The 25867-nt window shown below is 68.0% G+C and carries 29 protein-coding genes and 1 tRNA gene; 13 read left to right on the forward strand and 17 right to left on the reverse strand.

Features of this window, described 5'->3' with window-relative positions; genetic code table 11:
- Window positions 1-63 precede the first annotated feature (63 nt).
- The 11 genes from AC1RIF_RS17605 to AC1RIF_RS17655 form a co-directional block, all read right to left on the reverse strand.
- Window positions 64-1434 carry an MFS transporter gene (locus AC1RIF_RS17605; RefSeq protein ID WP_492602644.1) on the reverse strand — a complete coding sequence of 457 codons (1371 nt, stop codon included), beginning with the start codon at window positions 1432-1434 and terminating at the stop codon, window positions 64-66.
- Window positions 1435-1649: 215 nt separating this feature from the next.
- Window positions 1650-2102, reverse strand: coding sequence for a MaoC family dehydratase (locus tag AC1RIF_RS17610; RefSeq protein WP_492602645.1), 453 nt, complete (start codon window positions 2100-2102; stop codon window positions 1650-1652).
- Window positions 2102-2872, reverse strand: a complete 771-nt coding sequence (locus AC1RIF_RS17615) for an SDR family oxidoreductase (protein WP_492602646.1) — start codon at window positions 2870-2872, stop codon at window positions 2102-2104. Before AC1RIF_RS17615 ends, AC1RIF_RS17610 begins: the two co-directional genes overlap by 1 nt.
- On the reverse strand, window positions 2869-3630 hold the full coding sequence (locus AC1RIF_RS17620; RefSeq protein WP_492602647.1) for a 3-oxoacyl-ACP reductase family protein: 762 nt from the start codon (window positions 3628-3630) through the stop codon (window positions 2869-2871). Before AC1RIF_RS17620 ends, AC1RIF_RS17615 begins: the two co-directional genes overlap by 4 nt.
- Window positions 3631-3750: 120 nt before the next feature.
- Entirely contained in the window at window positions 3751-4227 is a 477-nt protein-coding gene (locus AC1RIF_RS17625; RefSeq protein WP_492602648.1) for a MaoC/PaaZ C-terminal domain-containing protein, read from the reverse strand.
- Between the two features lie 11 nt (window positions 4228-4238).
- Window positions 4239-4997: a 3-hydroxyacyl-CoA dehydrogenase gene (locus AC1RIF_RS17630; RefSeq protein WP_492602649.1), complete on the reverse strand. Its 759-nt coding sequence runs from the start codon at window positions 4995-4997 to the stop codon at window positions 4239-4241.
- A 44-nt stretch (window positions 4998-5041) separates the two neighbouring features.
- Window positions 5042-6202, reverse strand: a complete 1161-nt coding sequence (locus AC1RIF_RS17635) for an acyl-CoA dehydrogenase family protein (RefSeq protein WP_492602650.1) — start codon at window positions 6200-6202, stop codon at window positions 5042-5044.
- Between the two features lie 9 nt (window positions 6203-6211).
- The gene (locus AC1RIF_RS17640; RefSeq protein ID WP_492602651.1) at window positions 6212-6997 is read right to left on the reverse strand and encodes an enoyl-CoA hydratase/isomerase family protein; all 786 of its coding nucleotides are present in this window, start codon (window positions 6995-6997) and stop codon (window positions 6212-6214) included.
- Complete coding sequence (locus AC1RIF_RS17645; protein ID WP_492602652.1) at window positions 6994-8661, reverse strand: long-chain-fatty-acid--CoA ligase; 1668 nt, start codon at window positions 8659-8661, stop codon at window positions 6994-6996. The genes AC1RIF_RS17640 and AC1RIF_RS17645 overlap by 4 nt, the downstream gene beginning before the upstream one ends.
- Window positions 8662-8671: 10 nt before the next feature.
- Entirely contained in the window at window positions 8672-9847 is a 1176-nt protein-coding gene (locus AC1RIF_RS17650; protein WP_492602653.1) for a thiolase family protein, read from the reverse strand.
- Window positions 9844-10695, reverse strand: a complete 852-nt coding sequence (locus tag AC1RIF_RS17655; protein ID WP_492602654.1) for a CoA transferase — start codon at window positions 10693-10695, stop codon at window positions 9844-9846. The genes AC1RIF_RS17650 and AC1RIF_RS17655 overlap by 4 nt, the downstream gene beginning before the upstream one ends.
- Window positions 10696-10795: 100 nt before the next feature.
- On the opposite strand from AC1RIF_RS17655, the gene AC1RIF_RS17660 reads away from it, so the two are divergent.
- From AC1RIF_RS17660 to AC1RIF_RS17680, 5 genes are all read left to right on the forward strand, one after another.
- Window positions 10796-11419, forward strand: coding sequence for a TetR/AcrR family transcriptional regulator (locus tag AC1RIF_RS17660; RefSeq protein ID WP_492602655.1), 624 nt, complete (start codon window positions 10796-10798; stop codon window positions 11417-11419).
- A 341-nt stretch (window positions 11420-11760) separates the two neighbouring features.
- Window positions 11761-12570: a class I SAM-dependent methyltransferase gene (locus AC1RIF_RS17665; protein ID WP_492602656.1), complete on the forward strand. Its 810-nt coding sequence runs from the start codon at window positions 11761-11763 to the stop codon at window positions 12568-12570.
- Window positions 12567-13343: a class I SAM-dependent methyltransferase gene (locus tag AC1RIF_RS17670; RefSeq protein WP_492602657.1), complete on the forward strand. Its 777-nt coding sequence runs from the start codon at window positions 12567-12569 to the stop codon at window positions 13341-13343. Before AC1RIF_RS17665 ends, AC1RIF_RS17670 begins: the two co-directional genes overlap by 4 nt.
- Complete coding sequence (locus tag AC1RIF_RS17675) at window positions 13340-14245, forward strand: mycobacterial-type methylenetetrahydrofolate reductase (protein WP_492602658.1); 906 nt, start codon at window positions 13340-13342, stop codon at window positions 14243-14245. The genes AC1RIF_RS17670 and AC1RIF_RS17675 overlap by 4 nt, the downstream gene beginning before the upstream one ends.
- Before the next feature lie 30 nt (window positions 14246-14275).
- Entirely contained in the window at window positions 14276-14707 is a 432-nt protein-coding gene (locus AC1RIF_RS17680; RefSeq protein WP_492602659.1) for a PaaI family thioesterase, read from the forward strand.
- Here the strand turns inward: AC1RIF_RS17680 and pcaG are convergent, their stop codons facing one another.
- Both pcaG and pcaH read right to left on the reverse strand, forming a co-directional pair.
- Window positions 14708-15379 carry a protocatechuate 3,4-dioxygenase subunit alpha gene (gene pcaG / locus AC1RIF_RS17685; protein ID WP_492602660.1) on the reverse strand — a complete coding sequence of 224 codons (672 nt, stop codon included), beginning with the start codon at window positions 15377-15379 and terminating at the stop codon, window positions 14708-14710.
- Window positions 15376-16104, reverse strand: a complete 729-nt coding sequence (pcaH, locus tag AC1RIF_RS17690) for a protocatechuate 3,4-dioxygenase subunit beta (RefSeq protein ID WP_492602661.1) — start codon at window positions 16102-16104, stop codon at window positions 15376-15378. Before pcaH ends, pcaG begins: the two co-directional genes overlap by 4 nt.
- Window positions 16105-16200: 96 nt before the next feature.
- Between pcaH and AC1RIF_RS17695 the strand changes: the two genes are divergently transcribed.
- The gene (locus AC1RIF_RS17695) at window positions 16201-17157 is read left to right on the forward strand and encodes a LysR substrate-binding domain-containing protein (RefSeq protein ID WP_492602662.1); all 957 of its coding nucleotides are present in this window, start codon (window positions 16201-16203) and stop codon (window positions 17155-17157) included.
- Window positions 17158-17220: 63 nt separating this feature from the next.
- Here the strand turns inward: AC1RIF_RS17695 and AC1RIF_RS17700 are convergent, their stop codons facing one another.
- Window positions 17221-17790: a TetR/AcrR family transcriptional regulator gene (locus AC1RIF_RS17700; RefSeq protein WP_492602663.1), complete on the reverse strand. Its 570-nt coding sequence runs from the start codon at window positions 17788-17790 to the stop codon at window positions 17221-17223.
- Between the two features lie 453 nt (window positions 17791-18243).
- Between AC1RIF_RS17700 and AC1RIF_RS17705 the strand changes: the two genes are divergently transcribed.
- Complete coding sequence (locus tag AC1RIF_RS17705) at window positions 18244-19050, forward strand: IclR family transcriptional regulator (RefSeq protein WP_492602771.1); 807 nt, start codon at window positions 18244-18246, stop codon at window positions 19048-19050.
- Here AC1RIF_RS17705 and AC1RIF_RS17710 read toward each other — a convergent pair.
- Window positions 19047-19496 (reverse strand): winged helix-turn-helix transcriptional regulator, encoded by a 450-nt coding sequence (locus AC1RIF_RS17710; RefSeq protein WP_492602664.1) that lies wholly within the window; start codon window positions 19494-19496, stop codon window positions 19047-19049. The genes AC1RIF_RS17705 and AC1RIF_RS17710 overlap by 4 nt on opposite strands.
- An 89-nt stretch (window positions 19497-19585) precedes the next feature.
- Here AC1RIF_RS17710 and AC1RIF_RS17715 point away from each other — a divergent pair, with 89 nt between their 5' ends.
- Window positions 19586-19795 (forward strand): tautomerase family protein, encoded by a 210-nt coding sequence (locus AC1RIF_RS17715; protein ID WP_492602665.1) that lies wholly within the window; start codon window positions 19586-19588, stop codon window positions 19793-19795.
- A 25-nt stretch (window positions 19796-19820) separates the two neighbouring features.
- On the opposite strand, the gene AC1RIF_RS17720 is transcribed toward AC1RIF_RS17715, so the two are convergent.
- Window positions 19821-20768, reverse strand: coding sequence for a D-isomer specific 2-hydroxyacid dehydrogenase family protein (locus tag AC1RIF_RS17720; protein WP_492602666.1), 948 nt, complete (start codon window positions 20766-20768; stop codon window positions 19821-19823).
- Window positions 20769-20998: 230 nt separating this feature from the next.
- Here AC1RIF_RS17720 and AC1RIF_RS17725 point away from each other — a divergent pair, with 230 nt between their 5' ends.
- The 5 genes from AC1RIF_RS17725 (at window position 20999) to AC1RIF_RS17745 (ending at window position 25728) form a co-directional block, all read left to right on the forward strand.
- Window positions 20999-22369 (forward strand): hemolysin family protein, encoded by a 1371-nt coding sequence (locus tag AC1RIF_RS17725; protein ID WP_492602667.1) that lies wholly within the window; start codon window positions 20999-21001, stop codon window positions 22367-22369.
- Complete coding sequence (locus tag AC1RIF_RS17730) at window positions 22362-23396, forward strand: hemolysin family protein (RefSeq protein ID WP_492602668.1); 1035 nt, start codon at window positions 22362-22364, stop codon at window positions 23394-23396. The genes AC1RIF_RS17725 and AC1RIF_RS17730 overlap by 8 nt, the downstream gene beginning before the upstream one ends.
- 79 nt (window positions 23397-23475) lie before the next feature.
- On the forward strand, window positions 23476-23688 hold the full coding sequence (locus AC1RIF_RS17735; RefSeq protein ID WP_492602669.1) for a hypothetical protein: 213 nt from the start codon (window positions 23476-23478) through the stop codon (window positions 23686-23688).
- 151 nt (window positions 23689-23839) lie between these two features.
- Window positions 23840-23965 (forward strand): hypothetical protein, encoded by a 126-nt coding sequence (locus tag AC1RIF_RS17740; RefSeq protein WP_492602670.1) that lies wholly within the window; start codon window positions 23840-23842, stop codon window positions 23963-23965.
- 299 nt (window positions 23966-24264) lie between these two features.
- Complete coding sequence (locus tag AC1RIF_RS17745; RefSeq protein ID WP_492602772.1) at window positions 24265-25728, forward strand: alkaline phosphatase PhoX; 1464 nt, start codon at window positions 24265-24267, stop codon at window positions 25726-25728.
- Window positions 25729-25788: 60 nt separating this feature from the next.
- Here the strand turns inward: AC1RIF_RS17745 and AC1RIF_RS17750 are convergent.
- Window positions 25789-25861 (reverse strand) — tRNA-Arg (locus tag AC1RIF_RS17750).
- Window positions 25862-25867 lie beyond the last annotated feature (6 nt).

The raw sequence follows: 25867 nt of genomic DNA on the forward strand, positions 1-25867 counted from the left end.
TCCCTTTCGAGAAGCCCCCGCCGATGTCGGCGGGGGCTTCCGCATTTGCCGGAGCCCGGTGCGTCAGCTCGTTGCGTCGACCGTTGCGGCACGGTCCGGTGTGCCAGTGGATGCCGGAACGGCCCGCACCGTGCGCTGGGTTCGCCAGAGGTAGTACACCAGTGCGGTCGCGATGACGGTGGGAATGATCATCAGGAGGAACAGTGATTCCGGCTGCCACGATCTGTCGATGAGCATGCCGATGCCGAGCGGCATCGCAATCATACCGATTCGTCCGATACCAACCCCGAGACCCATTGCTGCTGAGCGGTTATCGGCCGAGAACAGTTCCGGAACCAGCGCGTAGAGCCCAATCGCTGTCGCGAACTGGCACAGTCCCAGTAGCGGAGCGATGACGAGGGCCAAAGTGAGGTTCGCGGAAACCATCGCGAACACGCCGAGGAGAGCCGCGGACGCCATCCCGAACGCAACTGTGAGCGCGAATGGTGAGAAACGGCCGGATAGGAAGGCAATGACGACGCCCGCTGCCGCGGAACCCAATGTGAGCAGCAGTACCCCACTGATCCCCTCATTGGCGGACATACCGGCCAGGACCAGGAGCTTGGGCAGCCACATGCTGCCGAAGTAGTAGGTCGTGACTACCTGGACGAAGATCAGAACGACGATGACCGTCTTCCACGACCGGATGGGGATTCCGGCAGGGGTCGAGCCTGGCGTAGTCTGCTTTCGCGTCGGCACGGAAGTGCGGATACCATCCGCCGGTGTCTCGATTCCCATTCTGGCGAGCAGCTCGGTCAGCTTCCGCTTGGCGGACTCGGAGTTCTTCGTGGCGAGGTAATCCGGAGTCTCCGGGACGGTGACGACGACGAGGACGCAGGCAACTGCCGTGATCGCGGCGCCGAGAACGAAGGCGCTGCGCCAGCTCGTCGACGACATCAGCGCTGCCGCGATAGCTCCCCCGATCACGCCGCCGAGTGCCATTCCGGACGACAACAGTGCGATGGCGGCGGGACGTCGCTTGACGGGCGCGAACTCACCGACGGTGATGGTCAGGACGGGCAGCATTCCACCCATGCCGATACCAGCGAGCAGGCGGAACGCGGCGAGCTGATTCAGGTCGCTCGCGCCCGCTGAGAGAGCGAGACCGACTGCGATGACGATCAACGACAGGATTAGCAGAGCGCGGCGGCCGTAGCGGTCGGACAGCGGTGCGAGGAGGATCGATCCGACAGCCATGCCGATCGGCCCGATAGCCAGGAGGAGTCCGGTCTGGGTGCCGGACAGGCCCCAGGCGTCCGAAAGCGGTACGACAGCAATCGACATGGACAGTACGTCGTAGCCCTCGGCCATGTTGGCGACGAGGCACACGATGAGTACGCGTATCTGAAGTCTGCTGATCGGTGCCGAGTCGATCAGTTCTCGAGCTGAAGCCATGGGTTTGCCTCTCGTACGGGTCGTACAGGAAGGGAGAAACAACAGGACGGGAAATGGAACGCGATCGGGTGCGGCGCAGCAGTCGATTCCCAGCCCCTCGCCGGCGCCGGCGTTCCCCTGAGTGCGGCATGCGCTTCGTCAGGGCACGAGGGAAGGAAGGCGCGGCTCTCCGGCAGCGTCGGAGAGCCACACCCTGTACAGGAGTACCGGCCGGATCAGGCGAGGTAGCGGGCCAGCGATTCCGCGACGCAGACCGGCTTGGAGACACCTTCGCATTCGACGGTGATACCGAGGGACACCTGGACTCCCCCCGGGATGTCGTGCACGGACGCGAGCGTTCCGCGTCCACGAAGCCGCGCACCGGCCGGAACGGGGGCGGGGAACCGCACCCGGTCGAGGCCGTAGTTGACGGCGGCGCTCACCCCGTCCACCGCGATCAGGTCCTCGAGGAACCGGGAGAGCATCGACAGCGTGAGATAGCCGTGTGCGATCGGGCCACCGAAGGGGCCGTCGACCGCGCGTACCGGATCGGTGTGAATCCACTGCCGGTCCTCGGTGCAGTCGGCGAACGCATCGATCCTCTTCTGGGAGAAGGTAACCCAGTCACTCACGCCCAGGTCCGCGACGGCGGATGCCCGCAGTTCGTCGAGCGAAGCGAACCTCGCCATCACACACCTCCCCCGAGTGTCAGGCCTCCGTCGACGACGAGCGTCTGGCCGGTGATCCACGCCGAGTCGTCGGAGGCGAGGAAGGCGACGGCCGAGGCCACGTCCTCCGGCTCACCGAGCCGGGCCAGCGGGTAGCGGGCCACGACGTCGGCCTCGCGGCCTTCGAACAGTGGTCCGGCGAACTTCGTCCGGACCACGGCGGGTGCGACTGCATTGACACGGACGGTGGGACTGTTCTCCATCGCGAGCTGCGCGGTCAACGCGATCACCGCCGCCTTGCTCACGCCGTACACGCCGATATCGGCGGCGGGACGGACGCCCGCGACAGAGGCGACGTTGACCACGGTCCCCGACCGGTCACCGAGGTGCTGTCGGAAGTGCCGGGTCCAACCCAGCGCACCGAGAACATTGACCTCGAGGATCTTTCGTGCCGCCGACAGGTCGGTGTCCAGTACGGGGCCCGCGGCCGGGTTGATCCCGGTGTTGTTGACCAGGACGTCGACGCGACCGAAGGCATCCACGGCGCGCGCGAACGCTGCCTGCTGATGGGCGTCGTCGTCCGCGTGTCCGGCCACCGCCACCGCCACCGCGGCACCTCCGAGATCGGCCACGGCCCGCTCGAGCGCGTCCGCCTTGCGGGCCGTGACAACCACGCGGGCCCCTTCCGCGACGAGGCGCTGCGCCACCGCGAACCCGATCCCACGACTGGCACCGGTGACGACGGCGACGCGACCCTCGAAACGTCCTGCGCCTGCTACGAACTCGCTCATATGGAGATACCTCCGTCGACGGGCACGACGGCACCGGTGATGTACGCGGCCTCGGCGGAGGCGAGGAACGCCACCGCCGCGGACATCTCCTCGGCTTCGGCGAATCGGCCCAGCGGGACCTGCGCCATCAACTCGGCCTTCTTGTCCTCGGGGATCGACGCTGTCATCCGGGTCTCGGCGTTCGGGGAGATCGCGTTGACGGTAACGCCGAAGCGGGCCAGTTCTTTTGCGGTCGTCTTGGTGAATCCGATGATGCCGGCCTTGGCCATGGCGTAGTTCGACTGTCCCGCGTTCCCGCGGAGCCCGGTGTACGAGGTGACGTTGACCACCCGTCCGAAGCGCTGGGTGCGGAAATGTGGGACGCACGCGCGCGTGAACCGGAAGGTGCCACCGGCGTGCACGGCCATCACCTGCTCGTAGTCGTCGTCGGTGAGCTTCCACACCACGCGGTCGCGGAGGATGCCGGCGTTGTTGATCAGCACGTCGATTCGGCCGGTCTCAGACGCGACGCGGTCGACGACGGCCTGGACCGATTCGCTGTCGCTGACGTCCGCCACCACCGAGCGGCAGCCCACGGCCGCGGCTCCCTCGGCGAGCGCCTCGCCATCGAAGTCGACGAGGTACGTCGTTGCACCCGACTGATGAAAGAAGCGCCCGAGTTCGAGGCCGATTCCTCGCGCGCCCCCGGTGACGATCACTGTCCGACCGATGAAGTCGAATGCCAGATTGGACGGAGCCGTTGCTATGGCCTCGGTCATGGGTTGGTTCCCTTCTACCGGCCGATGCCGGCGTCTGCCACGGGGCGAGATCGCGCCCGGTGATGTCCTTCGTGATTGCCTCGGGTCAGCCAGGCTGACGAATCTCCGGCATGTCGGTTCCTATCGGTTGGGCTCGGATACGGGCCGGTACATCAGAACGATGTCGGCCACTACGGAAAGGACGGCGTTACCAGCCCCGTCGACCAGGAAGGCCGTGGTGGTCACCTGGGCACGGCCTCGCTCGGGCCTTGTCCGGATGGCGTCGACGGTGATCGAACCGGTGAGCCGGTCGCCCGGTCGTACCGGGCGGAGGAAGCGGACCTCACGCAGACTCTTCCCCGCGATCACGGCCCAGTGATCGAAAACAGCAGTGACAGCGAGCCGTTGGAAGATCGCAAGGGTGTGGATGCCACTGGCGATCAGACCGCCGAACGACCCCTGTTCGGCGGCCGACGCGTCGACGTGAAACCACTGCGGGTCCCACGCCGACGCGAACTCGACCAGCTCTTCGGCAGTCACGGTGTAGTCGCCCAGTCGGTAGACCCGACCGATCTCGAGATCCTGTGCGTACGAGTTACATTCGTCGGTCGATGTCATGGCACTCTGCGTCAGCGCGGTGCCATGCGGATCGCACCGTCGAGGCGGATCGTCTCGCCGTTGAGCATCGGGTTGGCGACGATCGCCTCGACCAGTTGGGCATACTCGGCCGGGTCTCCCAGTCGGCTCGGATGGGGCACCTGCGCGCCCAGCGACTGCTGTGCCTCTTCCGGCAGGGTGCCCAGCAGTGGGGTCTTGAACAGCCCGGGCGCGATCGTGTTCACCCGGATCAGCAGCGACGCGAGATCGCGAGCGATCGGCAACGTCGCGCCCACCACGCCACCCTTGGATGCCGAGTACGCGGCCTGGCCGATCTGGCCCTCGAATGCCGCGGCCGACGCGGTGTTGACGATGACACCGCGTTCGCCGTCCACCGGCTGGTTCTGCGACATCGCATGCGCGGCGAGACGAATCACATTGAATGTTCCGATGAGGTTGACCTTGATGATCTTCTCGAAGTCGGCGAGCGGGAACGGGCCGTTCCTGCCGACGGTCTTGATCGCATTGCCGATGCCGGCACAGTTGACCGTGATCCGCAGAGTCCCATCGGCGTTGGCGCGTTCGACGGCCGCGGTGACGGCCGACTCGTCGGTCACGTCGGCGGGAGCGAACTCGACCGCCGGCCCGAGCGCGGCGAGCGCATCGGTGTTCGCAGACGGAAGATCTATCGCGACGACTCGCGCCCCGGAGCGGGCCAACGCGGTGACGGTGGCCAGGCCGAGGCCCGACGCACCACCGGTGACCAGCGCACCACTTCCTGCGATATCCATTTACTGCCTCCTCGAAAATTCTGTTGTAGAAACGATTTCAGCAATCAAAGGGTGCGGGCGATGAGATCCTTCATGATCTCGTTGGTGCCGCCGTAGATTTTCTGGACGCGCGCCGCGGTGTACATCTGCGCGATCGGGTACTCCATCATGTAGCCGTAACCACCGAAGACCTGCAGGCACCGGTCGACAACCTTGCACTGCATCTCCGAGCCCCACAGCTTCGCCATCGACGCGGTCGCGGCGTCGAGGGTGCCGTCGATCGCGCGCTGGATGCAGTGGTCGATCAGAGTCTTTCCGGCCAGGACCTCGGTCTTGCATTCGGCCAGAACGAACTTCGTGTTCTGGAAGTCGAGGATCGGCTTGCCGAAAGCCTGCCGCTCCTTGGCGTATCGGATCGTCTCGAGTACAGCCGCCTCGGCGGCGGCCACACCGACGATCCCGATGCTCAGCCGCTCCCGGGGCAACTGCTTCATCAACTGGTAGAAACCCTGACCCTCGACCCCGCCGAGCAGGTTGCGCACCGGCACCCGCATGTCGACGAAGGTCAGCTCGCGGGTGTCCTGCCCGTGCTGGCCGACCTTCCGCAGCACCCGGCCGCGTTCGAAGCCGGCCAACCCCTCGGTCTCGGCAACGATCAGGGAGATCCCCTTTGCACCCTTCGAGGCATCGGTCTTGGCGACGATGATCAGCAGATTGCAGTGGGATCCGTTGGAGATGAACGTCTTCGAGCCGTTGATCACGTACTCGTCGCCGTCACGGACAGCAGTGGTGCGCACCGCCTGCAGGTCCGATCCGGTACCAGGCTCGGTCATCGCGATCGCGATGACCGACTCGCCGGTGGCCGCCTTCGGCAACCACCGCGCGTGCTGCTCCTCGGTTCCGCATTCCGAGATGTAGTGGGCGCAGATCGTCGAGTGCACGCCGTACCCGAATGCCGAGTCGCCGGCCCGGGTCAGCTCCTGCTGGACGACGGCGTCGTGGCCGAAGTTGCCTCCGCTGCCGCCGTACTGTTCGGGCAGTTCGAGGCAGAGCAGTCCGGCGTCTCCGGCCTTGTTCCAGAAGTCGCGGTCGACTCCGTGTTGTTCGGCCCAACGCTCCTGGTGGGGCGTCGCCTCGCGTCGGAAGAACTCGGCGGCATGCTTGCGCAGCATCGCCTGATCGTCAGTCTCCCAGGGCGAGCGGTAATCGGGGAACAGTTCGGACATGTCGTTTCTCTACTTTCCGGTGAAGTCGGGGGTGCGCTTGCCCATGAACGCGGCCTGACCCTCACGGCAGTCGTCCGACGCGAGCGCGATGTGGAAGTTGCGCTTCTCGTGCTGCAGGCCGTGGCTGAGGCTGGTCTCGAACGAGGCGAGGGCGGCGTCCTTGGCGAGCGCCACCGCCATCGGCGAGTTGCGCGCGATCCGGACTGCCAGCGCGAGTGCACGTTCGAGAGCCTGGCCGTCGGGCACCACCTCCGAAACCAGCCCGGCCGCGAGCGCGGTGTCGGCATCGACGAAGTCGCCGGACAGCAGCATGGTCATGGCTTTGGACTTACCGGCTGCCTTGACCAGTCGCTGGGTGCCGCCGGCACCGGGGATGACCCCGAGTTTGACCTCGGGGACCCCGAACCGCGCAGAGGCACCGGCGATGGCGATGTCGCAGGCGAGCGCCAGCTCGAGGCCGCCGCCGAGCGCGGGCCCTTCGACTGCGGCGATGACCGGCTTGGGGAATCCCGCCAGCACGGGCCACAACCGCGTGTCCATCGCCCTGGCATCACCGATCAGCGCGACCTCGCGCATCTCGTCGAATCCGGTGATGTCGGCGCCGGCACAGAAGACGCCACCGGCACCGGTGATGACCACCGCACGCGTCCGCTCGTCATGCTGCAGTGCCTGCAACTCGCTGTCCATGACCTCCAGCAGTTCGTGCGAGAGGCTGTTGCGGGAAGCCGGCCGGTTGATCTCGAGGACCGCGATGGACCCCTCGTGGCGAACGTTCAGAATGGATTCGTTACTCACCGGGCATCCTCGTAGGTCTCGGAGTACTGGGTACGCATGGTCTTCTTGTCGAGCTTCCCGACGCTGGTCCGCGGCAATCGATCCACGAACAGAACCGTCTCCGGCAGCTGCCACTTCGCGAAGGCACCCTCGAGCAGTCCGTGGATCTCGCCCAGCGGCAGTTCGCTGCCGTCCACCGTGACCACGAGTGCGATCGGGCGTTCCTGCCACTTCGGGTGCGGGACACCTATCACGGCGGCCTCGACCACCTGCGGGTGCCCGACGATCGCGTTCTCCATGTCGATCGAGGAGATCCACTCGCCGCCGCTCTTGATCACGTCCTTGATCCGGTCGGTCAGTTTGAGGTAGCCGTGTTCGTCGATCCGGCCCACGTCGCCAGTGCGCCAATACCCGTCGAGGAATCGGTCACCGTCATCGGCGAGCTTGTGATAGCGCTCGATGATCCACGGCCCTCGGACGAGGATCTCGCCGTGCGCCACCCCGTCGTGAGGGAGATCGTTTCCCTCCGGATCCACGATTCGGATATCGACTCCGACAACGGGGATGCCCTGGGAACGCTTCAGATCCCACTTCTCCTCATCACTGAGGGTGTCGCGCATCGACGGCTTGGCCGCGCCGTTCGACGTCACGAGTGGTGTCGTCTCGGTGGCCCCGTAGGCATGCACGATGTCGGCGCCGGTCAGTTCGCGGAAGCCGCGCATCATCGACAGCGGCGGTTCGGTGGCGCCGGAGAGTAATTTGGCGCCGGTGAAGTCCGGCTTCACGTCGAGGGTGGTGATGTAGTCGAGCATCGGCTGGAAGATCGCCGGCGCGCCGTTGGCGACCGTGACATTCTCCGCGATCATCTCGTCGACCAGCACCGACGTGTCCTCCGCCACGTATCGACCGGGGAGCACGATCTTGGCGGCACTGAACACGCCTGACTGCGGAAGTCCCCACGACTGTCCATGGAACATCGGGGTGATGAGCATGACCGCGTCGTCCGAGGTCATGCTCAGCGTCGCGGCCTGCGTCAGGGCATGCAGGTACATACCGCGGTGCGAGTAGTACACCCCCTTGGGTCGGCCCGTCGTCCCGGTCGTGTAGCAGGCACTGTAGGTGGACGTCTCGTCGATCATCGGCCATTCGATCTCCGAGTCGGCGGCGGCCATCAGGTCCTCGAAGTGGTGGACATTCGACAGAGTGGTCGAGATGTCCGACATCGGACGATCCGACATGATCACCCACCAGTCGATGGCTACCCCCTGCGCTGCAAGGGATTCGGCGACCGGAAGCAAGGACTCGTCGACCAGCACACACCGGGCCTCACTGTGGCCGACCACGTACCCGAGGTCGTCGGCCGACAGCCGGAGGTTCATCTGCAGCATCGCCGCCGCAATCCCCGGGATCGCCCAGTACAGTTCGAAGTGCCGCCTACTGTTCCAGTCGAGAATGCCGACCACATCGGCGGGTCCGACACCGAGTCCACGAAGAACGTTGGCCGCCTTCCGGATCCGCGTGTAGGCATCGGCGTAGGTATAGCGATCCCACCCGCCGTCCACCGTCCGGAAGACGATCTCCTGCTCGGGGTGGGTTCGGGCGGCGTGACGGATCAACGTCGTGGTGTTGAGCTGGTAGCGGTCGCCGTGCGTCGACGGCAGACCCTTGACGATCTCGTACGTCATCGCGGACTCCTCAGATGCGTTCGATGATGGTGGTGTTCGCGGTACCCGTCGCCTCGCAGATCGTCTGGAGGCCGAGGTTCTTGCCGGTGCGCTCGAGCTCGTGGAGCAGGTCGGTGAGCATCCGGGCGCCGGTCGATCCGAGGGGGTGGCCGATCGCGACCGAGCCTCCGTTGACGTTGAGTCGGTCGTCCGGGACACCGAACTCCTGCTGGAACATCAGCGGCACCCCGGCGAAGGCCTCGTTGACCTCGAACAGATCGATGTCGTCGACGGACAGCCCCGACCGATCCAGCGCCTTGTAGGTCGAGTCGAGAATCGCGCTGAACTGGATGACCGGGTCGGCGGCTGCGACCGAGAGTGCACGGAATCGGGCACGCGGCACCAGACCGTGACGCTCGGCGAAATCGCGATCGGCAATCAGCAGTGCCGCCGCACCGTCGCTCAGCTGTGAGGAGTTGGCCGCGGTGGTGCGTCCGTCCGCGGCGAAGACCGTCTTCAGGGAGGCCATCTTGTCTCGGTCCAGATGCTCGCGGATCCCCTCGTCCCCCTCGATCACGGGTCCCGACGGATCCTCCGGATCGGGGGTGAGGGGAACGAGCTGATCGGCGAAGCGGCCGGTGCGGGTCGCGGCGAGGGCTCGCTCGTGACTGCGGGCACTGAAGGCGTCCAGCGACTCACGCGAGAGCGCGAACTTCGCGTTCATCAGTTCCGACGAATCGCCCTGTGCCACCAGCCGACCGTCGTATCGGGCCAGCTCGCGTGGACTGTAGTGGGGGCCGAGTGGTGCGCCCGGGACCATCGCGGCAGGCATCGGCACCTGAGACATCGACTCGACGCCACACGCGATGACAAGGTCGTGCGAACCCGCCATCACGGCCTGCGCGGCAAAGCTCACTGCCTGCTGCCCCGAGCCGCACTGTCGATCGATGGTCACCGCGGGCACCGACTCGGGCAGGCCCGCAGCCAGCACCGCGTGCCGCCCGATGTTGCCGGACTGCTGTTCCTGTGCGAGCACACACCCAGTGATGACGTCCTCGATCAACGTCGGCTCGACGCCGGCCCGGTCGACGAGGGCCCGCAGCGTCTGCCCCAGAAGATCGACGGGGTGCCACCGACTCAGTACACCGCCCCGTCGCCCGACCGGGGTACGCACGGCACCGACGATGACAGCTTCGCGAACAGTCACTTCTCTACTCCTTGCATTCGATTGCGGATGCCGACGAGCGGGATGTCCCAGCGCCGAGCGAGCTCTTCCCATTCGGCGGTCGAGCGGGCCGCGAGCGCGGTCGCGAGTTCGTCACGGTCGCCGTCGATCTCCAACGCCACACGAGTTCGCGACCAGAAATGCGGTTCGATCGCCGCGAGAGCCACGTGTCCGTCTGCGCTGGAATAGATCCCGTAGGCCGGATTCGCCCCACCGAGTGGCGCCCCGGCTCCCATGAGCCCGTGACGTACCGCTGCGCCGGCCGACGCCGCAGCCTCGTCCAGGACGATTCGGTGGTGCTGCCCCTCACCGGTGCGGGCGGCGACCATCAGAGCGAGCAGGCCGGCCGACACGGCGCGTTCGGCACCGAGCAGGTCGGCGACCGGAACCGTCGGCATCGCCGGCGGCTGCAATGTCCCGTGCACCGCCTGGTACGTCAGATCGTGGCCGGCGACCTCGGCGTGGTCACCGGTGTACCCGACGATCTCGACGTGCGAGAGCCGCCTGTGGCCCGCGACGAGATCCTCGAGGCCGAGCTTGCGCAGCGCGGAGGGTCGAACCGCGGTGATGAGGAGATCCGCCGCGGCGATCTCGGCCTCGGCCTCGGCCCGTCGGTCCGGATCCTTGAGATCGAGCGCGACGACGCGCTGGCCGCGGCTCATCTCCTCGTACCACGCGGGCACGACCACCGACATCGGATCGCCGGTCGGCGGTTCGATCTTCGTCACCGTGGCACCCAACTCGCACAACCTCGCCGCCGCGAGCGGGCCGGGCAGGTTGATCGCGAGCGAAACGACGCGGACACCCACCAAGGGTCCGGACTGTGACATGGAACACTCCCTTCGTCGCTATACAAATGTACTGTCTTTTATGCAGATGTAAAGTGTTGAGAATGAGTTGTACGATTCCGGCCGAGGGGAGGCGATACCCGTGGGCGATCCACGAGCCAGTGACGACGATCTGACCGCGAAGGCAAGAATTCGCAACGCCGCACTCGATCTGTATGCCGATCAGGGAGAAGACCGGGTGTCGATGCGGGCGGTGGCCGCCGCGGCCGGCGTCACCGTCGGGCTGGTGCAGCACCACTTCAAGACGAAGGACGGCCTGCGCAGTGCCGTCGAACAGCTGATTGTCGACTATCACGCGCAGGCGATCGCCCAAGTCCCCGACGACGGGACACCCGCCGAGGTGGCGGCAGCCCGCAACAACGCGGTGCGCTACATGCTCGAGACGCACCCCACGGTCGTGAACTACCTCCGCCGGTCGCTGCTCGACCCCAACGGGGGCGGTGGACAGCTTCTCGCCCGTCTGACCGAACTGAGCCGCAGCGAGATCGCCAGACTTCGCAGCGCCGGACTCGCGTCGACGAACCGCCCCGAGTCGGCTCAGGTGATCGGCCTGATGGTTCGACAGGTAGGACAGCTGTTCCTGCAGCCCATGGTCGACGCCATGTGGGATCAGCTGGCAGGACCGGACGCTCCGACGGACGCGAAGCCCGAACTCAACGTCGCTGTTCGCGATGCCGGTCCGGTCGCCCGACCCGACGCCCACTGAGCCCTCGGATACACGCAGCTCCACCGGCTGGATCCAGAAATCCCCTGTCTTGCAAGGCCTTCGACCGGCCGATCGTGGCGAACAGCTTCTCACCGATCCGGACTACTCTCGCCTTCCGGGCACCCGTGTCGGCCGTGGCGGAGGACTGGAGGTCGGCCGCGGCTCTCGAGCCGGCGACCAACGGAACCACCTGGACTCTGTCGGTACCATGAACTGTGGGCTGACGCACTGTTCGATCGAGAAAGCAGCCGGTGTGTCCCGCAGGCACCCCCTGTCCCGGGACGAGCCGAGTCAACGATTACCGAACCCGGCGGGCAGGTGCCCGGAGGGAGATGGTCCACGTGGATCGATCGTCGGAGCCGGAACAGATCTCGACGCGCGCGACCGCGGAGCGACTGGAAGAGCTGCTGCGACCGGACGTGACCTGGACGCCGACGGCGGACGGGTACCTGGACACCCTCCCCGGTGAGACCGTTCCCCCACCGGGGCGCGCGCAGGCCGCCTGGCAGACGTCGCTCGGCGCCGCACTGTACCAACGGATGCAGCGGGTGACCGCCGCCGTGACGGCGCCCGGATTCTCGACCGTCGCCGCCCAACTCCGGTTGCGGCCGGGGCAGACGGTGGTCGACGTCGGCTGCGGGCCCGGCAACGTCACCACCGCCCTGGCCGACGCGGTCGGCCCGCACGGTCTGGCGGTCGGGGTGGACCTGTCGGCGCCCATGTTGGCGCGTGCGGGCCACCGGGCCCGGCCGAACATGGGCCTTCTCCGCGGCAACGCGACACGCCTCCCGCTGCGCGACCACTGCACCGACGCAGCCTGCGCCACGCTGGTGATCATGCTGGTGCCCGAACCGGTGGACGCCCTGACGGAGATGATCCGGATCGTGCGACCGGGCGGGTGGCTGCTGGTGATGGTCCCTTGCCGCCCCGTCGGGCCGGCCGCCGCGATCACCGGCCCGCTGATCGACCTGGTCGGAAGGTTCGGCGGCGCCCGCATGTTCGCTCCGGACGATCCGGCGATCCTGCTCGAACAACTCGGCTGCGAACGCATCTACACCCGCCAGCAGTGCAACCTGCTGACCGTGCGCGCCCGCACCCCGGCCTCCACCCAGGGTTCGACATCCACCTCGTCGGGAAGGAACAGCACGTGAACGCCAATGCGCCCCAACCACCCACTGCACCGAACCCCGCCGACTTCGATGCGCTGTACCGCGGCGACTTCGATGCCCTCAACCAGAACCCGCAGCCCACCGAACCCGCGCAACACCCGGGGTTCCGGATCGACAAGGTGCCGTGGGACATCGGCGAGCCCCAGCCCGTGATCCGCAACCTCGAGGCCGACGGCCGGATCGCGAGCGAGGTTATCGACATCGGTTGCGGGCCAGGCGAGAACGCACTGTTCCTCGCGGATCGCGGATACCGGGTGTGCGGGCTCGACGCCGCAGCCACCGCGATCGACATCGCCCGCGACCGCGCCCGCCGTCGTGGGCTCGATCGGGCCGTCGACTTCGACGTCGCCGATGCCCTCACCCTGACCGGCTACACCGACAGGTTCACCACCGCGATCGACAGCGCGCTGTATCACTGCTTCGACGAGGACACCCGTCACCGCTATGTCGCGGCACTGCACCGGGCCTGCCGGCCGGGCGCCCGGCTGCACCTGTTGTGCTTCTCGGACCTGGTCCCGGACGAGTTCCCCGGCCCCTTCCGGATCGGCGAGGACAATCTGCGGGAGACGCTCGCGGGCGCGGGCTGGGCGGTGCGCCGACTCGAACGCACCACGTACACCACCGCGTTGACCCGCGGCGACATCGCGCGGCAGCCCGACGCCCCGCTGGCCGCGGTCGCCGACAGACTCGGCTACGACGCCCAGGACCGCCTGCTCGCCCCGGCCTGGCTGGCCACGGCCGATCGCACGCAATGAACACGGTGGCACTCGAATTGGTGCCACCGGAACTTGACGGCGGCACGGCCGACGCGGTGCGGGAGGCCTGCACCGCGGACGAACACTGCCGCCGCCACGGGCTCACCGGGCGCGTGAGCCACGTGATGATGCCCGGTATCGTCGCCGAGGATGCGGACCGGCCCGTCACGCTGGCGCCCCGGATGGACGTGCTGGACTTCTGGGCGGCGGTCCGTCCGGCACTCGGCCCCGTCGCCGGCCTGTGCACGCAGGTCACCGTGTTCCAGGACGAACGGCAACTCGCGGACCGCGTGCGCCGGTTGCGCGACGCCGGCATGGACGGCATCACGTTCGTCGGCAAACCTCATGGCGTGCCGGCCTCCGCGGCGGGGATCTCACCGCAGGACGCACTCAGCCGATTCCGCGACCTGGTCCCCCACCGCGGTGTGGTGCTGATCCCCACGCGCCGAGGCGAAGTCGGCCGGTTCGACGAGAAATGCGAACACGGCGCGACCTTCGCGCTGAGCCAGCTGCTGTACTCCGATCGGATCGTGGATTTCCTGCAGACGTTCGCGGCGCGCAGTGCGCACCGACCGGAGATCCTGCTGTCGTTCGGATTCGTCCCCCGCATGGAACGGCAGGTGCGGTTGATCGACTGGCTCATCCACGACACCGGCAACGAACTGGTCCGGCCGGAGCAGGAATTCGTCGCCCGCACCGCGGCCGGCTCACCGGAGCAGCGCCGACGCGCGCTGGTGGATCTGTACCGACGCGTGATCGACGGGGTCCGCGATCTGGGTTTCCCGTTGGGCGTGCACCTCGAGTCGCCGTACGGCGTCTCCGACGCCGCCTGCGAGACGTTCGCCGAGATGCTCGACTACTGGTCCCCGGCACCACCGTCGCTGACGTGCGATAGTCGTTGACGGACAGCCGAGTATCGCCGAGGAGGTTCCATGTCGACTACCGGGGCACGGCTCAGCGTCGAGGATGCCCGCACCCATCTCGCATCGCAGCCGTTCAGCGTCCTGCTCGGGGCACGCCTGGTCGCGTTCGACGCGGACGGTGCCGTTCTCGAGGTCGATGCACGCCCGGACCTGCTGCAGCAGAACGGTTTCCTGCACGGTGGCGTGCTGGCCTACGCCGCCGACAACACCCTCACCTACGCGGCGGGCACCGCGCTGGGACCCGGGGTTCTCACCGGCGGGATGACCATCGAGTACGTGCGCCCCGCCCAAGGTCGGACGCTGCGCGCCACCGCCCGCGTCGTCCACTCCGGGCGCCGCCGCGCGGTGTGCCGGTGCGAGTTGGAGATGGTGGCCGACGACGGCAGCACCCGCCTGTGCGCCGTCGCGCAAGGCACCGTGCTGCCGGTCGACGTCCCCTGATCAGATGTCGAAGAACACCGTCTCGGCGCCGCCGTCGGGGGTGTCCTGCAACCGGATGTCAAAGGTGTAGAACACCTTTCCGTCCCGCTCGGTCCGCTTCGCGATCAGCGTCTCGCGGCGGGTCTCCCACTCGATTCCGCCCAGGACGGGGTCGGCGGCATTGCGGTCGGCCTCGTCATCGAAGTAGATGCGGGTGTGCAGTCCCACGTTGATGCCGCGGGCGAACACCACGACGCAGATGTGCGGGGCCGGCACGCGGCCGCCGTCGGCCTCGACGGGACCGGGCTTGATCGTGCGGAACTCGAAGACACCGGAGTCGAAGTCGGCGCCGGTGCGTCCCCACCCACGGAACGTCGGGTCGAGCTGCTTGTCCTGCGGATCGAGGCGATGCGCGTACTTGCCCGACGCGTTGGCCTGCCAGATCTCGAGCAGCGCGTCGCGCACCAGTGTGCCGCTGCCGTCGAACACACGGCCCTCGATCGTGATCCGCTCACCGACAGTGTCGTCGGCGACCAGATCGTTGCCGAAATTGTTCTCGAAGATGTCGAACCCGGCCTGCTGTGGCGCGAGTCCGATGTGCACGTACGGACCGCCGGTCTGCGACGGCGTCTCCGGGAACCGGGTGACCATCGGGCGCGGGGTCAACGGGGCGGAGGGCAGGGCGAAGGTCATCGCGGGGCTCCCGGGAGGGCGTTCTCGAAGAAGGTGGCACGACGGCCGCGGAGGGTGACGTCGAAGCGGTAGGTGCGGGCGTCGAACGGGATGTGGTTCGCCGGATCCTCCTGCGCGATCAGGCTGCGCACCTGCTCGAGGGTGGGGATCGTCTCGGCGATGGGGCAGCGCTCGATCAACGGGTCGCCCTCGAAGTACAGCTGGGTGATCAGCCGCTGCGCCCAGCCGTCGGCGCTGAGCGACATGTGGATGTGGGCGGGCCGCCACGCGTTGGTGCTGTTGGCCCACGGGTACGGACCCGGCTTGATGGTACGGAAGACGTAGTAGCCGTTGCTGTCGGTGATCATCCGCCCGCAGCCGCCGAAGTTGGGGTCGATCGGCGCGAGGTACTGGTCCTTCTTGTGCCGGTAGCGGCCACCGGCGTTGGCCTGCCACACCTCGACCAGCGCGCCGGAGACGGGATTGCCGAACTCGTCGCGCACGTACCCGTGGACCACCAGGCGCTCGCCGATCGGCAGCCCGTCCTTTGCGAAGTTGAGGATCAGGTCGTTGTCCTTCTCCCCCAGTTCGCGCGCGGCGAACACCGGGCCGGTGATCTCGGACAGCGTGTTCCGGGGCGAGATGAGCGCATTGCGCGGCGAGCGCAGCACGCTGGTCTTGTAGCCCGGGGTCAGCGCGGGCGGATGCACCGTCGCGTCGCGTTCGACGAATTCGCCGATGGTCATGGTCATACTCCTGTCGAGCGTTGTCACCGACCACGCTATTTCTAAGTACACGTCATGTAAATTGACCCTTCAGGAGCATTTCCATAACCTTTGGCTATGACCGATGGGTACGTTCCTCCTCCCGAATCCCCCGCCGCGTCCCGACTGCTGCACCGGATCCGGCTGCGGCACCTCACGTGCTTCGTCGCGGTGGCGCAGGAACGCAACCTGGGCCGGGCCGCCGAACGACTGCACCTGACGCAGCCCGCCGTGACCAAGACCCTCAACGAGCTCGAAGCACTCGCCGGCACCCGCCTGGTCGACCGGGGCCGGCACGGCGCCCGGCTCACCCCGGCCGGCGAGCAGTTCCTGCGGCACGCAGTGGAGGTGACCGACGCGATGGAGTCGGCGGCGTCGGCCCTCGCCGGCGCGGGCGCGCCCAGCGCGCCGATCCGGGTCGGCGCGCTGCCGACGGTCGCCAGCGTTCTGCTGCCGGCCGCGATCTCCCGCCTGCACGAGCGCTATCCCGATGTCGGAGTCCAGGTCACCACCGGGTCCAACGCGGTCCTGCTCGCCGCGGTGCGCGCCGGGGAACTCGACCTCGCGCTCGGACGCATGACCGAACCCGTTGCGCTGCAGGACATCACCTTCGAACTGCTCTACACCGAATCGCTGGCCCTGATCGTCCGCCCCGACCATCCGCTCGCCGCGTCCCCGGGCCCGGCATCGATGCCCGCGGTGCTCGAGTACCCCTTGGTGGTCGCGACCGCGGGTACCGTCCCGCGTCATCACACCGAGGTGCTGCTGCAGCGACACGGCCTGCACCTGCCGGCCGGCTGCGTCGAAACCCTCGACGTCACCGTCGCCCGCACCCTCGCCCGACGCGGCAACGCGGTGTGGTTCACCCCCGAACGGGTGCCGCAGACCGACCTCGACGACGGCACCCTCGTCCGACTGCCGCAGCCGACACCGGGCACCGCCGAGCCGGTGGGACTGTTCCGGCGGCCGGCCGCGGAACCCTCCGCCGCCATCGAGGACCTGGCCGGGATCCTGCGAGAACTGGCCGAGGGCTAGCCATGGGACGGCATCGCCGCGGAACCGCTGAGGGGTAGCCCGGAACGGCCACTTCCGCCGGCCTCAGCGGTCGGCATCGGGAGCGTCGGCGACGCCTCGCCACAACAGGCCCACCGCGTCGTCGATGTCGATCATCGGCTGGGTTCCCTCGGTGAGGGATTCGAGATGTATTGCAGCCGTCGCGAGCGTGACCAGCGCGACCGCGTCGGTTCCCGGCGCCACCTCACCCCGGTCGATTCCTCGTTCGACGATGACGCTGGCAGCACCGAACCTCTTGTCCCACAGAGTCTTGCGCCCCTCGATCACCTCCACTCCGACAGCCGGGGTAACGGCGAAACGGGCCAATGCGCGGCCGACCGGCGTCTCGAGGTAGCTCCGCAGCGAGGTCAGGAACTGCACCAGATCCGTCCGTGCCGAGCCCGTGTCGGGGATAGGAACGTCCATGTCGACCCGATTCAGGATCGCGTCGGCCACAAGGTTGTCGAGCGTCCTCCATCGTCGGTAGATCGACGTGCGGTGAACGTCGGCACGTTTCCCGATCTCGGCAATGCTCACCGATTCCGGGTCCTCCGCGAGTAGTTCGACAGTGGCCGCGTGGACAGCCTGCGTGACATGTGCCCCGCGGCGCTTCATGCGGTCTCCTCTACTCTGCGCGTCCCCGACACCGGACGAACCGTCATCCTCCCAGATCGACATACCGGAATCCACTAACGCAACATGTGTCGCATTACGCATTGCAGCAGTTGTTGCGTTGTGTTTGCATCAGCCCGGACAGGTCGACTGACAGTGCCGACGACTCCTCGACCCCGAAAGGCCGGATCCCATGGTCATCTTCTTCGACATCCTTCTCGTCGCCTGTTGCGCTCTGATCTCATGGTTCGGCCTGTACGTCCTCTACCGCATCTTCTGGGCGAGCTGACCGGACGGGGCGGCATGTGCGCCGCATCACCACTCGAGCGATGATGTCTCCGGTCGGTTTGACCAAACGGCTGACAGGATTCGGACTGGGTGGAGGTGTCGGTGACGATCGACGATCTGCGGAGTCCACCGACGCCGCGTGCGTTACGCGACGATCCGCCGGTATCCATGATCGAGCGGGCCACCCTGATCCTCGAATCCTTCGACAGTCGCACGACGCGCCTCACGCTCGAGGATGTAACCCGTCGCACCCGACTCCCCCGCTCGACGGTGCACCGCATCCTCGACCAACTCGTGCAACTGGATTGGCTCGAGCACCTGTCGTCCGGATACGTTCTCGGGCGCCGGGCGCTCGGCCTCTCCGACGGCAGTGGTGCGCAGACCGAAATCCGTGCCGCCGCCGCTCCGTTGCTGCACGAACTGCACCTGCAGACCGGGCTGGTGGTCCACCTCGCCGTGCTGGACCGCGGCCAGAGCGTCTACCTGGACAAGGTCGGTGGCCACCTCGCCACCTCACTGCCCACCCGCGTCGGCGGCCACGACCCTGCCTACTCGACCGCCGGTGGAAAGTCGATGCTCGCATGGCTCGACCCGGAGCGGGTCGACAGGCTCTACGAGGACAGACTGAGCCGTTGCACCGACCGCACCATCACCGACATCTCCGCGCTACACCTGGAGTTGGGACGGATCCGTCATCGCCGGGGACTGGCCTACGAACGCGGCGAGTCGATCCGCGGCATCGCCTGCGTGGGCGCCGCGGTCCACATCCGCGACCGCCCGGTTGCCGCGATCTCGCTGTGCGGCGACGCCCGCTCGGGCAAGCTCGAGCACTTCGCCCCACTCGTCCTCGACGCCACGCGTGAGGCCTCTCGCACCCTCCGCGGCGCCGATCGTCCGTCGAATGAGCGAACGGGATCCCACCCGGCGATCGTCACTGCCTCTCCGCGGGCCGGGTTCGACACCGCCGGTCCCTAACGCAGCCGCGGCTCGAGGTCGGCCGCCTCGGCAGAGCTCCCGCACTCACAGACGAGCCGAGCGGTGACAAGGCCGCCGCAATCGGCGTGCCGGAACTGCAGCGGACCGTCGTCAGCGCCCAGGTGTCGATCTCCCCATTGCATGAGCGCGATCAAGGCGGGCAACAGTTCCCGGCCCTTGACGGTGAGCAGGTACTCGTCCCGGGTACGTGAGCCCGGGACTCGATACGGGCGCTTCTCGAGCAAACCCTCGTCGACGAGGATCTTCAGCCGCATGCTCAATGCAGCCTTGGGAATCCCGAGATCGGCGCGCATCTCGTCGAAGCGAGTGACTCCGTAGTGCGCCTCCCTCAGCACGAGCAGCGTCCATCGGTCCCCGATGACCGCGACCGCCCGGGCAAGGCCGCATTCGTCCAGAGGAACCCGCAGGGCCGACGCGTCTGACATGCGGCAACCCTATCAGGGTTTGACATCCAGACCCAGCATCCGAGAGGCTGGGTTTCCAATCGAGACCCAAAAGGGGAACGGAGATTCACATGCCGATGGTCACCATCAAGACGATGCAGGGAAAGTCGCCTGAAGCGCTCACCCGGACGATGAAGGAGGTCAGCCGCGTGGTCGCCGAGAACCTCGACTACGACCCCGCACACATCTGGGTCACGGTCGAGGAGATGGCTGACGAACACTTCCTCGCGGGCGGAAGGACCTGGGCGGAAATGAGATCCACGCTGTACCCCGAAAGCTGACCACGAGAACCGGACGCGGATCGACTCAGTAGCCCGCCGACGGGTCGATCCGCGCCATCAGTTCCTCACCGGCGACGAAGCGCCGCACGTTCTCGGCGACGTGCTCGGCGAACGCGCCGCGCCGCACCGACGGCGGGTTCGAGTCGTGCGGAGTGATGATCGCGTTCGGCAGCGTCCACAGCGGGTGCCCGTCGGGCAGCGGCTCGGGGTCGGTGACGTCCAGTCCCGCACCACCGATCGTGTTCTCCCGCAGCGCGGTCACGAGCGCGTCGGTGTCGACGAGTGGCCCGCGTGCAACGTTGATCACCCACGACCGGGGACCGAGCCGGGCGAGCTGCGAAGCGCCGACCAGGTGCCGGGTCTCGGTGGTCGCCGGGGCCGCGACGATGACGTGGTCGACCCGTGCGAAGACGTCGTCGACGTGGTCGGCGGTCACCGTCTCGACGGCCCCGGGCACCGGGCGGCCGGACCGGTTCACGGCGACCACGGTGGCACCGACCGCGGTGAGCATCGGAATCAGCGCGCGCCCGATGCCGCCCGCGCCGATGATCGCGACCCGGGCCCCGCGCAGGGTGCCGATCTTGTCGAAGAACTCCCGCTGCCGCCACGTGGTGGCCGCGAGGTGTTCGGGCAGCGCCCGCACGCCCGCGAGCAGCAGTGCGAACGCGTGCTCGGCGACACTCGCCGAGAAGGCGCCCGCCGCCGAGGTCCACACGAGTTCCGGATGCCGCTGGATGATCCCGGCGTCGAACCAGTGCTCGACGCCGGCCGAGTTCAGTTGCACCCACCGGACCGACTCCGGGAGCTCGCCCGGGAAGCCCGCGACGTCGTCGCCGTCCCACACCAGCGCCCGCGCATCCGCCAGGTCCACGAGTCCACCACCGCCGCGGACGATCGCGTCCGCCAGCAGGTCGTCGGACTTCGGGCCGAGGGCAATGGGCTGGGGCTGGGGCTGGGTTTCCGACGTCGTCACGGGCTCTCCTCACACGGCACTGTCCGGGCATCCGGACCTCGATCCGAGGCTAGGCGTCCTCACAAAGGATCGCCGACTTCGGAACCAACCCGGTGGGCGATTCGTCCTATTTTTGTGGGACATGCCTACCGACACAGAAAGAGCGCCATGAGACGCGCGAAGCGCAAACCTCGAAGACCCGTCGACCATCGTGTGATCATCAGTGACACCCCGGCTGTGGAGGTGTCCGCGTGCTGACGCTGCTCGGAATCGTCGCCGGTATCGCCGTCGTCCTGGCGATCACCGCGCTGACCGGCTACTTCGTCGCGCAGGAGTTCGCCTACATGGCGGTGGACCGGTCGCGGCTGAGGGCGCGCGCCGAATCGGGGGACGCCGCGGCCGCCCGCGCTCTCGGCGTCACCCGCCGCACCTCGTTCATGCTCTCCGGCGCCCAGCTCGGCATCACCGTCACCGGCCTGCTCGTCGGCTACGTCGCCGAACCACTGATCGGCCGGGGGCTGGGCGAGCTGATGGGCGGCATCGGGATCCCCACCGGCGCGGGCATCGCCGTCGGCGCCATCCTCGCGGTGCTGTTCTCCACCGTCGTGCAGATGGTGTTCGGCGAGTTGTTCCCGAAGAACCTCGCCATCGCGCGTCCCGAGCCCGTCGCCCGCAGGCTCGCGCTGTCCACCACGCTCTACCTCGAGCTGTTCGGCTGGCTGATCTGGCTGTTCGACCAGTCGTCGAACCTGCTGCTGCGGGTGCTGAGGATCGAACCGGTCCACGACGTCGAGCACTCCGCGACGCCCCGCGACCTCGAGCACATCGTCGCCGAGTCCCGCGACGCCGGCGAGCTGCCCCGCGAGCTGTCGACCCTGCTCGACCGAATCCTGGATTTCCCCACCCGCACCGCGGAACACGCCATGATCCCGCGGGCCCGCGTCGACGTCGTCCGCGCCGACACACCGATCGGCGACGTCCTGACCCGGATGGGCGCCGGGCACACCCGCTACCCCGTCGTCGGGGCGACGAGCGACGACCTGCGGGGCGTCATCCACCTGCACGACCTGCTCGGCTCCGCCCCCACCGGGACCGCCACCGACCACGCCCGGCCGGCCGTGATCGTGCCGACGACGCTGCCACTGCCCGACGTACTCGCCCAGATCACCGCCGCGAACGACGAAATGGCGCTGGTCATCGACGAATACGGCGGCTTCGCCGGCGTCGTCACCATCGAGGACATGGCCGAGGAACTCGTCGGTGAGATCGCCGACGAACACGACCCCGACAACGAGGCCACCGAGGTGGTCGCCGTCGACGGCGGCTGGCTGGTCCCCGGCGGCGTGCACATCGACGAGTTCGCGCGCGTGCTCGACGAGCACCTGCCCGAGGACGACGACTACGAGACGTTCGCGGGCCTCGTCATCGCCGAGTTCGGCGGACTGCCCCAGGTGGGCGACACCGTGACCGTCCCGCTCCCCGCCGACCCGGCCGACCTCGTCTCCGACGAACCGCCACCGCCGACATACCTGCATGTCGAGGTCCGCGGCGTCGACAAGCACGTGCCGTCGGAACTGTTCGTGACCGTCCACACGGACCGGAAGGACTCGGTCGATGAGTAATCCCTGGATCGTCCTCGCCGTCACCGTCGTGTTGATCGCCGCGAGCGCCTTCTTCGTCGCGGTCGAGTTCGCGCTCATCGCCGCGCGCCGGCACCGCCTCGAGGACGCCGCACCGACCAGCCGCTCCGCCCGCGCGGCACTGCGCAGCGCGTCCGAGCTGTCCGTGCTGTTGGCCGGCTCCCAGCTGGGCATCACCGTCTGCACCCTCGCACTCGGCGCGGTCACGAAACCGGCTGTGCACCACTGGCTCACGCCCGCCTTCGCGGGCTGGGGCGCGCCGTCGTGGCTCGCCGACGTCGCCGGATTCGTGCTCGCGCTGATCATCGTGACGTTCCTGCATCTGGTGGTCGGCGAGATGGCGCCGAAGTCGTGGGCGATCGCCCACCCGGAGAAGTCCGCCACGATGCTCGCGATCCCGATGCGCGGCTTCATGTGGCTCACCCGCCCGCTCATCGTCGTCCTCAACCGGGCCGCGAACCGGTGCCTGGTGAAGGTCGGCGTGCAGCCGGTGGACCAGGTGGCGTCGGGGCAGGATCCCGAGGCCCTGCGGCACCTCGTCGAGCATTCGGCGACCGTCGGCACGCTCGACGAGCGCTACCACGGTCACCTCACGAGCGCGCTCGAGCTCGAGTCGCTCACCGTCGGCGACATCGTCCGGCCCAACGACCGGCCGAGCAGTGTCGACCCGGACGCACCGGTCGAGCGGATCCGCGAGACCGCCGACCGCAGTGGGCATCTGCGCCTGCTGGTGCGCAGCGGCGACGACGTCGAGGGCGTCGTCCACGTCCGTGACAGCCTCGGTTCGCAGCCCGGCACCCGCGCCCGCGACCTCATGCGTGCCGTGCTGACGCTCGAGGCGGAAGCCCCGGTCTACGAGGCGCTCTCGACGATGCGCAGCACCCGCAGCCACATCGCGATCGTCCGCGACGGGGACGGGGACGGGGACGGGGACGGGCAGCTGATCGGGCTGATCACCCTCGCCGACGTCCTGGCACGGCTGATGCCGACCACCGGCGCGGCGGCCTGAGCCGACCGACTCGCCCCCTTCGGCTCCGGCGGCATCCGGCGTAGGGTCGCTCGGTAGAGAGTCGAAGTGGGGCGAGGTCATGACCGTTTCCGTGGATCCCCGACACCAGGGTTGGTCCCATGCGCACCGAACTACGGTCCGAACGTCATGGCTACTGGCGTTCGCGCTGCTGTCGTTGGTCCCGGGCGTGATCGCCGTCGGGCTCGGCCGGTCGCCGTTCGCCGTCTTCTGGCTCGTCGTGTTCACCGCGCTCGCGATCGGCGTGGCGGCGGCTCTGCTGCCGTCTAGCTGAGATCGACGGCCGCCGTTGCCGGCGCAAGGGTGATCCACGGGGTGGAATCCGCGCCCTCCGGCACGTACCTACTGCGGGGCCGCCCACGCGTGGGGTAGCTTGCGAGCGCGCAGGTTCGCGCGACCAAACAAACACACGATGGGAAGCAGTTATGAGTTCTGCCGAGTTCGCTACGTCTGTCGCCGAGGTCAAGCCGGTCGTGAGCGGCATCGCCACCGCCCTCACCGCCATCGCCACCATCATGGGTGTGCTCGGCACACTGGCTTCCTTCAGCTGACGTGAGCGGCGCGGACCGTCGCGCCCCACTCCCACACGAGGAATCCCCCATCAGCGATGCTGGTGGGGGATTTCCGATGTGGGCCGCCAGACTGTCGCGAGCCCGTAACCGTCTGCGAAGCAACACGATCGGCCGATCCGGCCGCGGCGCGTCACCCCGGCGGAGCGGCGCCGGCTCCTGCCCGAGGAAATTCCGGTCCGGTTCATCGGCAGGCCATTCGGCTGCATTCTGTCGTTGCGGTCACCCACCTATCGTCCTCCCGTCCTTGACGATCCAATGGGAGGTACCGCACCGTGACCATGTCACCGATCGATCGCCGCACATTCCTCGAACGCACCGCCCTGGCCGGTATCGGGGTGACGCTCGCCGGCAGCGTCGGCACACTGTTCCGGCCCGCAATCGCGGGCGCCGCGCCCGGCGCTGCGATCGGCTACGGTCCGCTCGTCCCCGACCCCAACGGCATCCTCGCCCTTCCCGAGGGCTTCTCCTACACGATCGTCTCCCGCTCGGGCGAGACGCTGCTCGACGGCGGCGCCCCCTTCCCGAGCGATCCCGACGCGAACGGCGTGTTCGCGAACGGCAACGGCTCCACCCTCGTCACCAACCACGAGGTCGGCGGCAGCGAGCCCTACGGTGTCCCCGCCGTCGAGGGCCTCACCTACGACCCGGGTGCCCGCGGCGGCACCACCACGACCGCGATCGACGGGACCGGGGCGCGCCAGGCCCAGTACGTCAGCGTCGCGGGGACGGTGAACAACTGCGCGGGCGGTATCACCCCGTGGGGTACCTGGCTCACGTGCGAGGAGACCGAGGCCCGCGCCGGATCGAACGGTTTCACCCTCGCGCACGGCTACGTCTTCGAGGTCGACCCCGCCGGTCAGGCCGCGAACATCGGCAAGAGCCCGATTCCGTTGAAGTTCCTCGGCCGGTACGCGCACGAGGCGGTGGCCGTCGACCCGTCGTCGAGCGCCGTCTACCTCACCGAGGACGCCGGCAGCCCCAACGGCCTTTTCTACCGATGGACGCCGCCGCAGGGATTCGTCGGTGGCCCGGGCGCGTTCCACACGCTCGCGCAGTCGCCGGGCGGGGACACCGCCGGCAGCCTGCAGGCGATGAAGTGCTTCCAGGGCGGCACCCACGTGCCCGACCTGGCGCAGGCCACCACCCCGGGCGTCCGGTACACCGTGCAGTGGGTCGACGTCCCCGACCGTGACGCCAAGTCCACCTCGGTGCGCAAGCAGTTCACCAATGATCAGGTCACCCGCAGCCGCAAACTCGAGGGCCAGTGGTGGGGCGACGGCGGCGCGTACTTCGTCGCCAGCTTCGCCCGCACCAGCGACGGCAGCGTTGCCGAGCACGACGGCCAGGTGTGGTTCTACGACCCGGCCACCCAGACCGTCGAGCTGAAGACGCTCTTCGGTGTGAACCCGGATCCTTCCGTCGACACCGGCAACTACGACGGACCCGACAACATCACCGTGTCGCCGCACGGCGGCCTGATCCTCGCCGAGGACGGCGACGGCATCAGCCACCTGATCGGCGTGACCGAGAACGGTGAGCCGTTCTCGGTTGCCCGCAACGAACTGAACGACAGCGAGTTCTGCGGTCCGGCCTTCAGCCACGACGGCCGGACGCTGTACGCCAACATCCAGTCCCCGGGAATCGTCGTCGCGATCCGGGGCCCCTGGCGAACGTCGACGGGCTCGTCCGTCGGCTCGGCCGGCATCTCCGTCGGCTCGTCGAGCCTGCCGTTCGGCTCGTAGATCGCGCTGAGACAGAACGAGAAATCCCCCACCAGCGGTGCTGGTGGGGGATTTCGTATGTGCGCCCGAAGGGATTCGAACCCCTAACCTTCTGATCCGTAGTCAGATGCTCTATCCGTTGAGCTACGGGCGCATGTCC

The organism is Prescottella sp. GW823-FHT02E09, assembly GCF_058797375.1.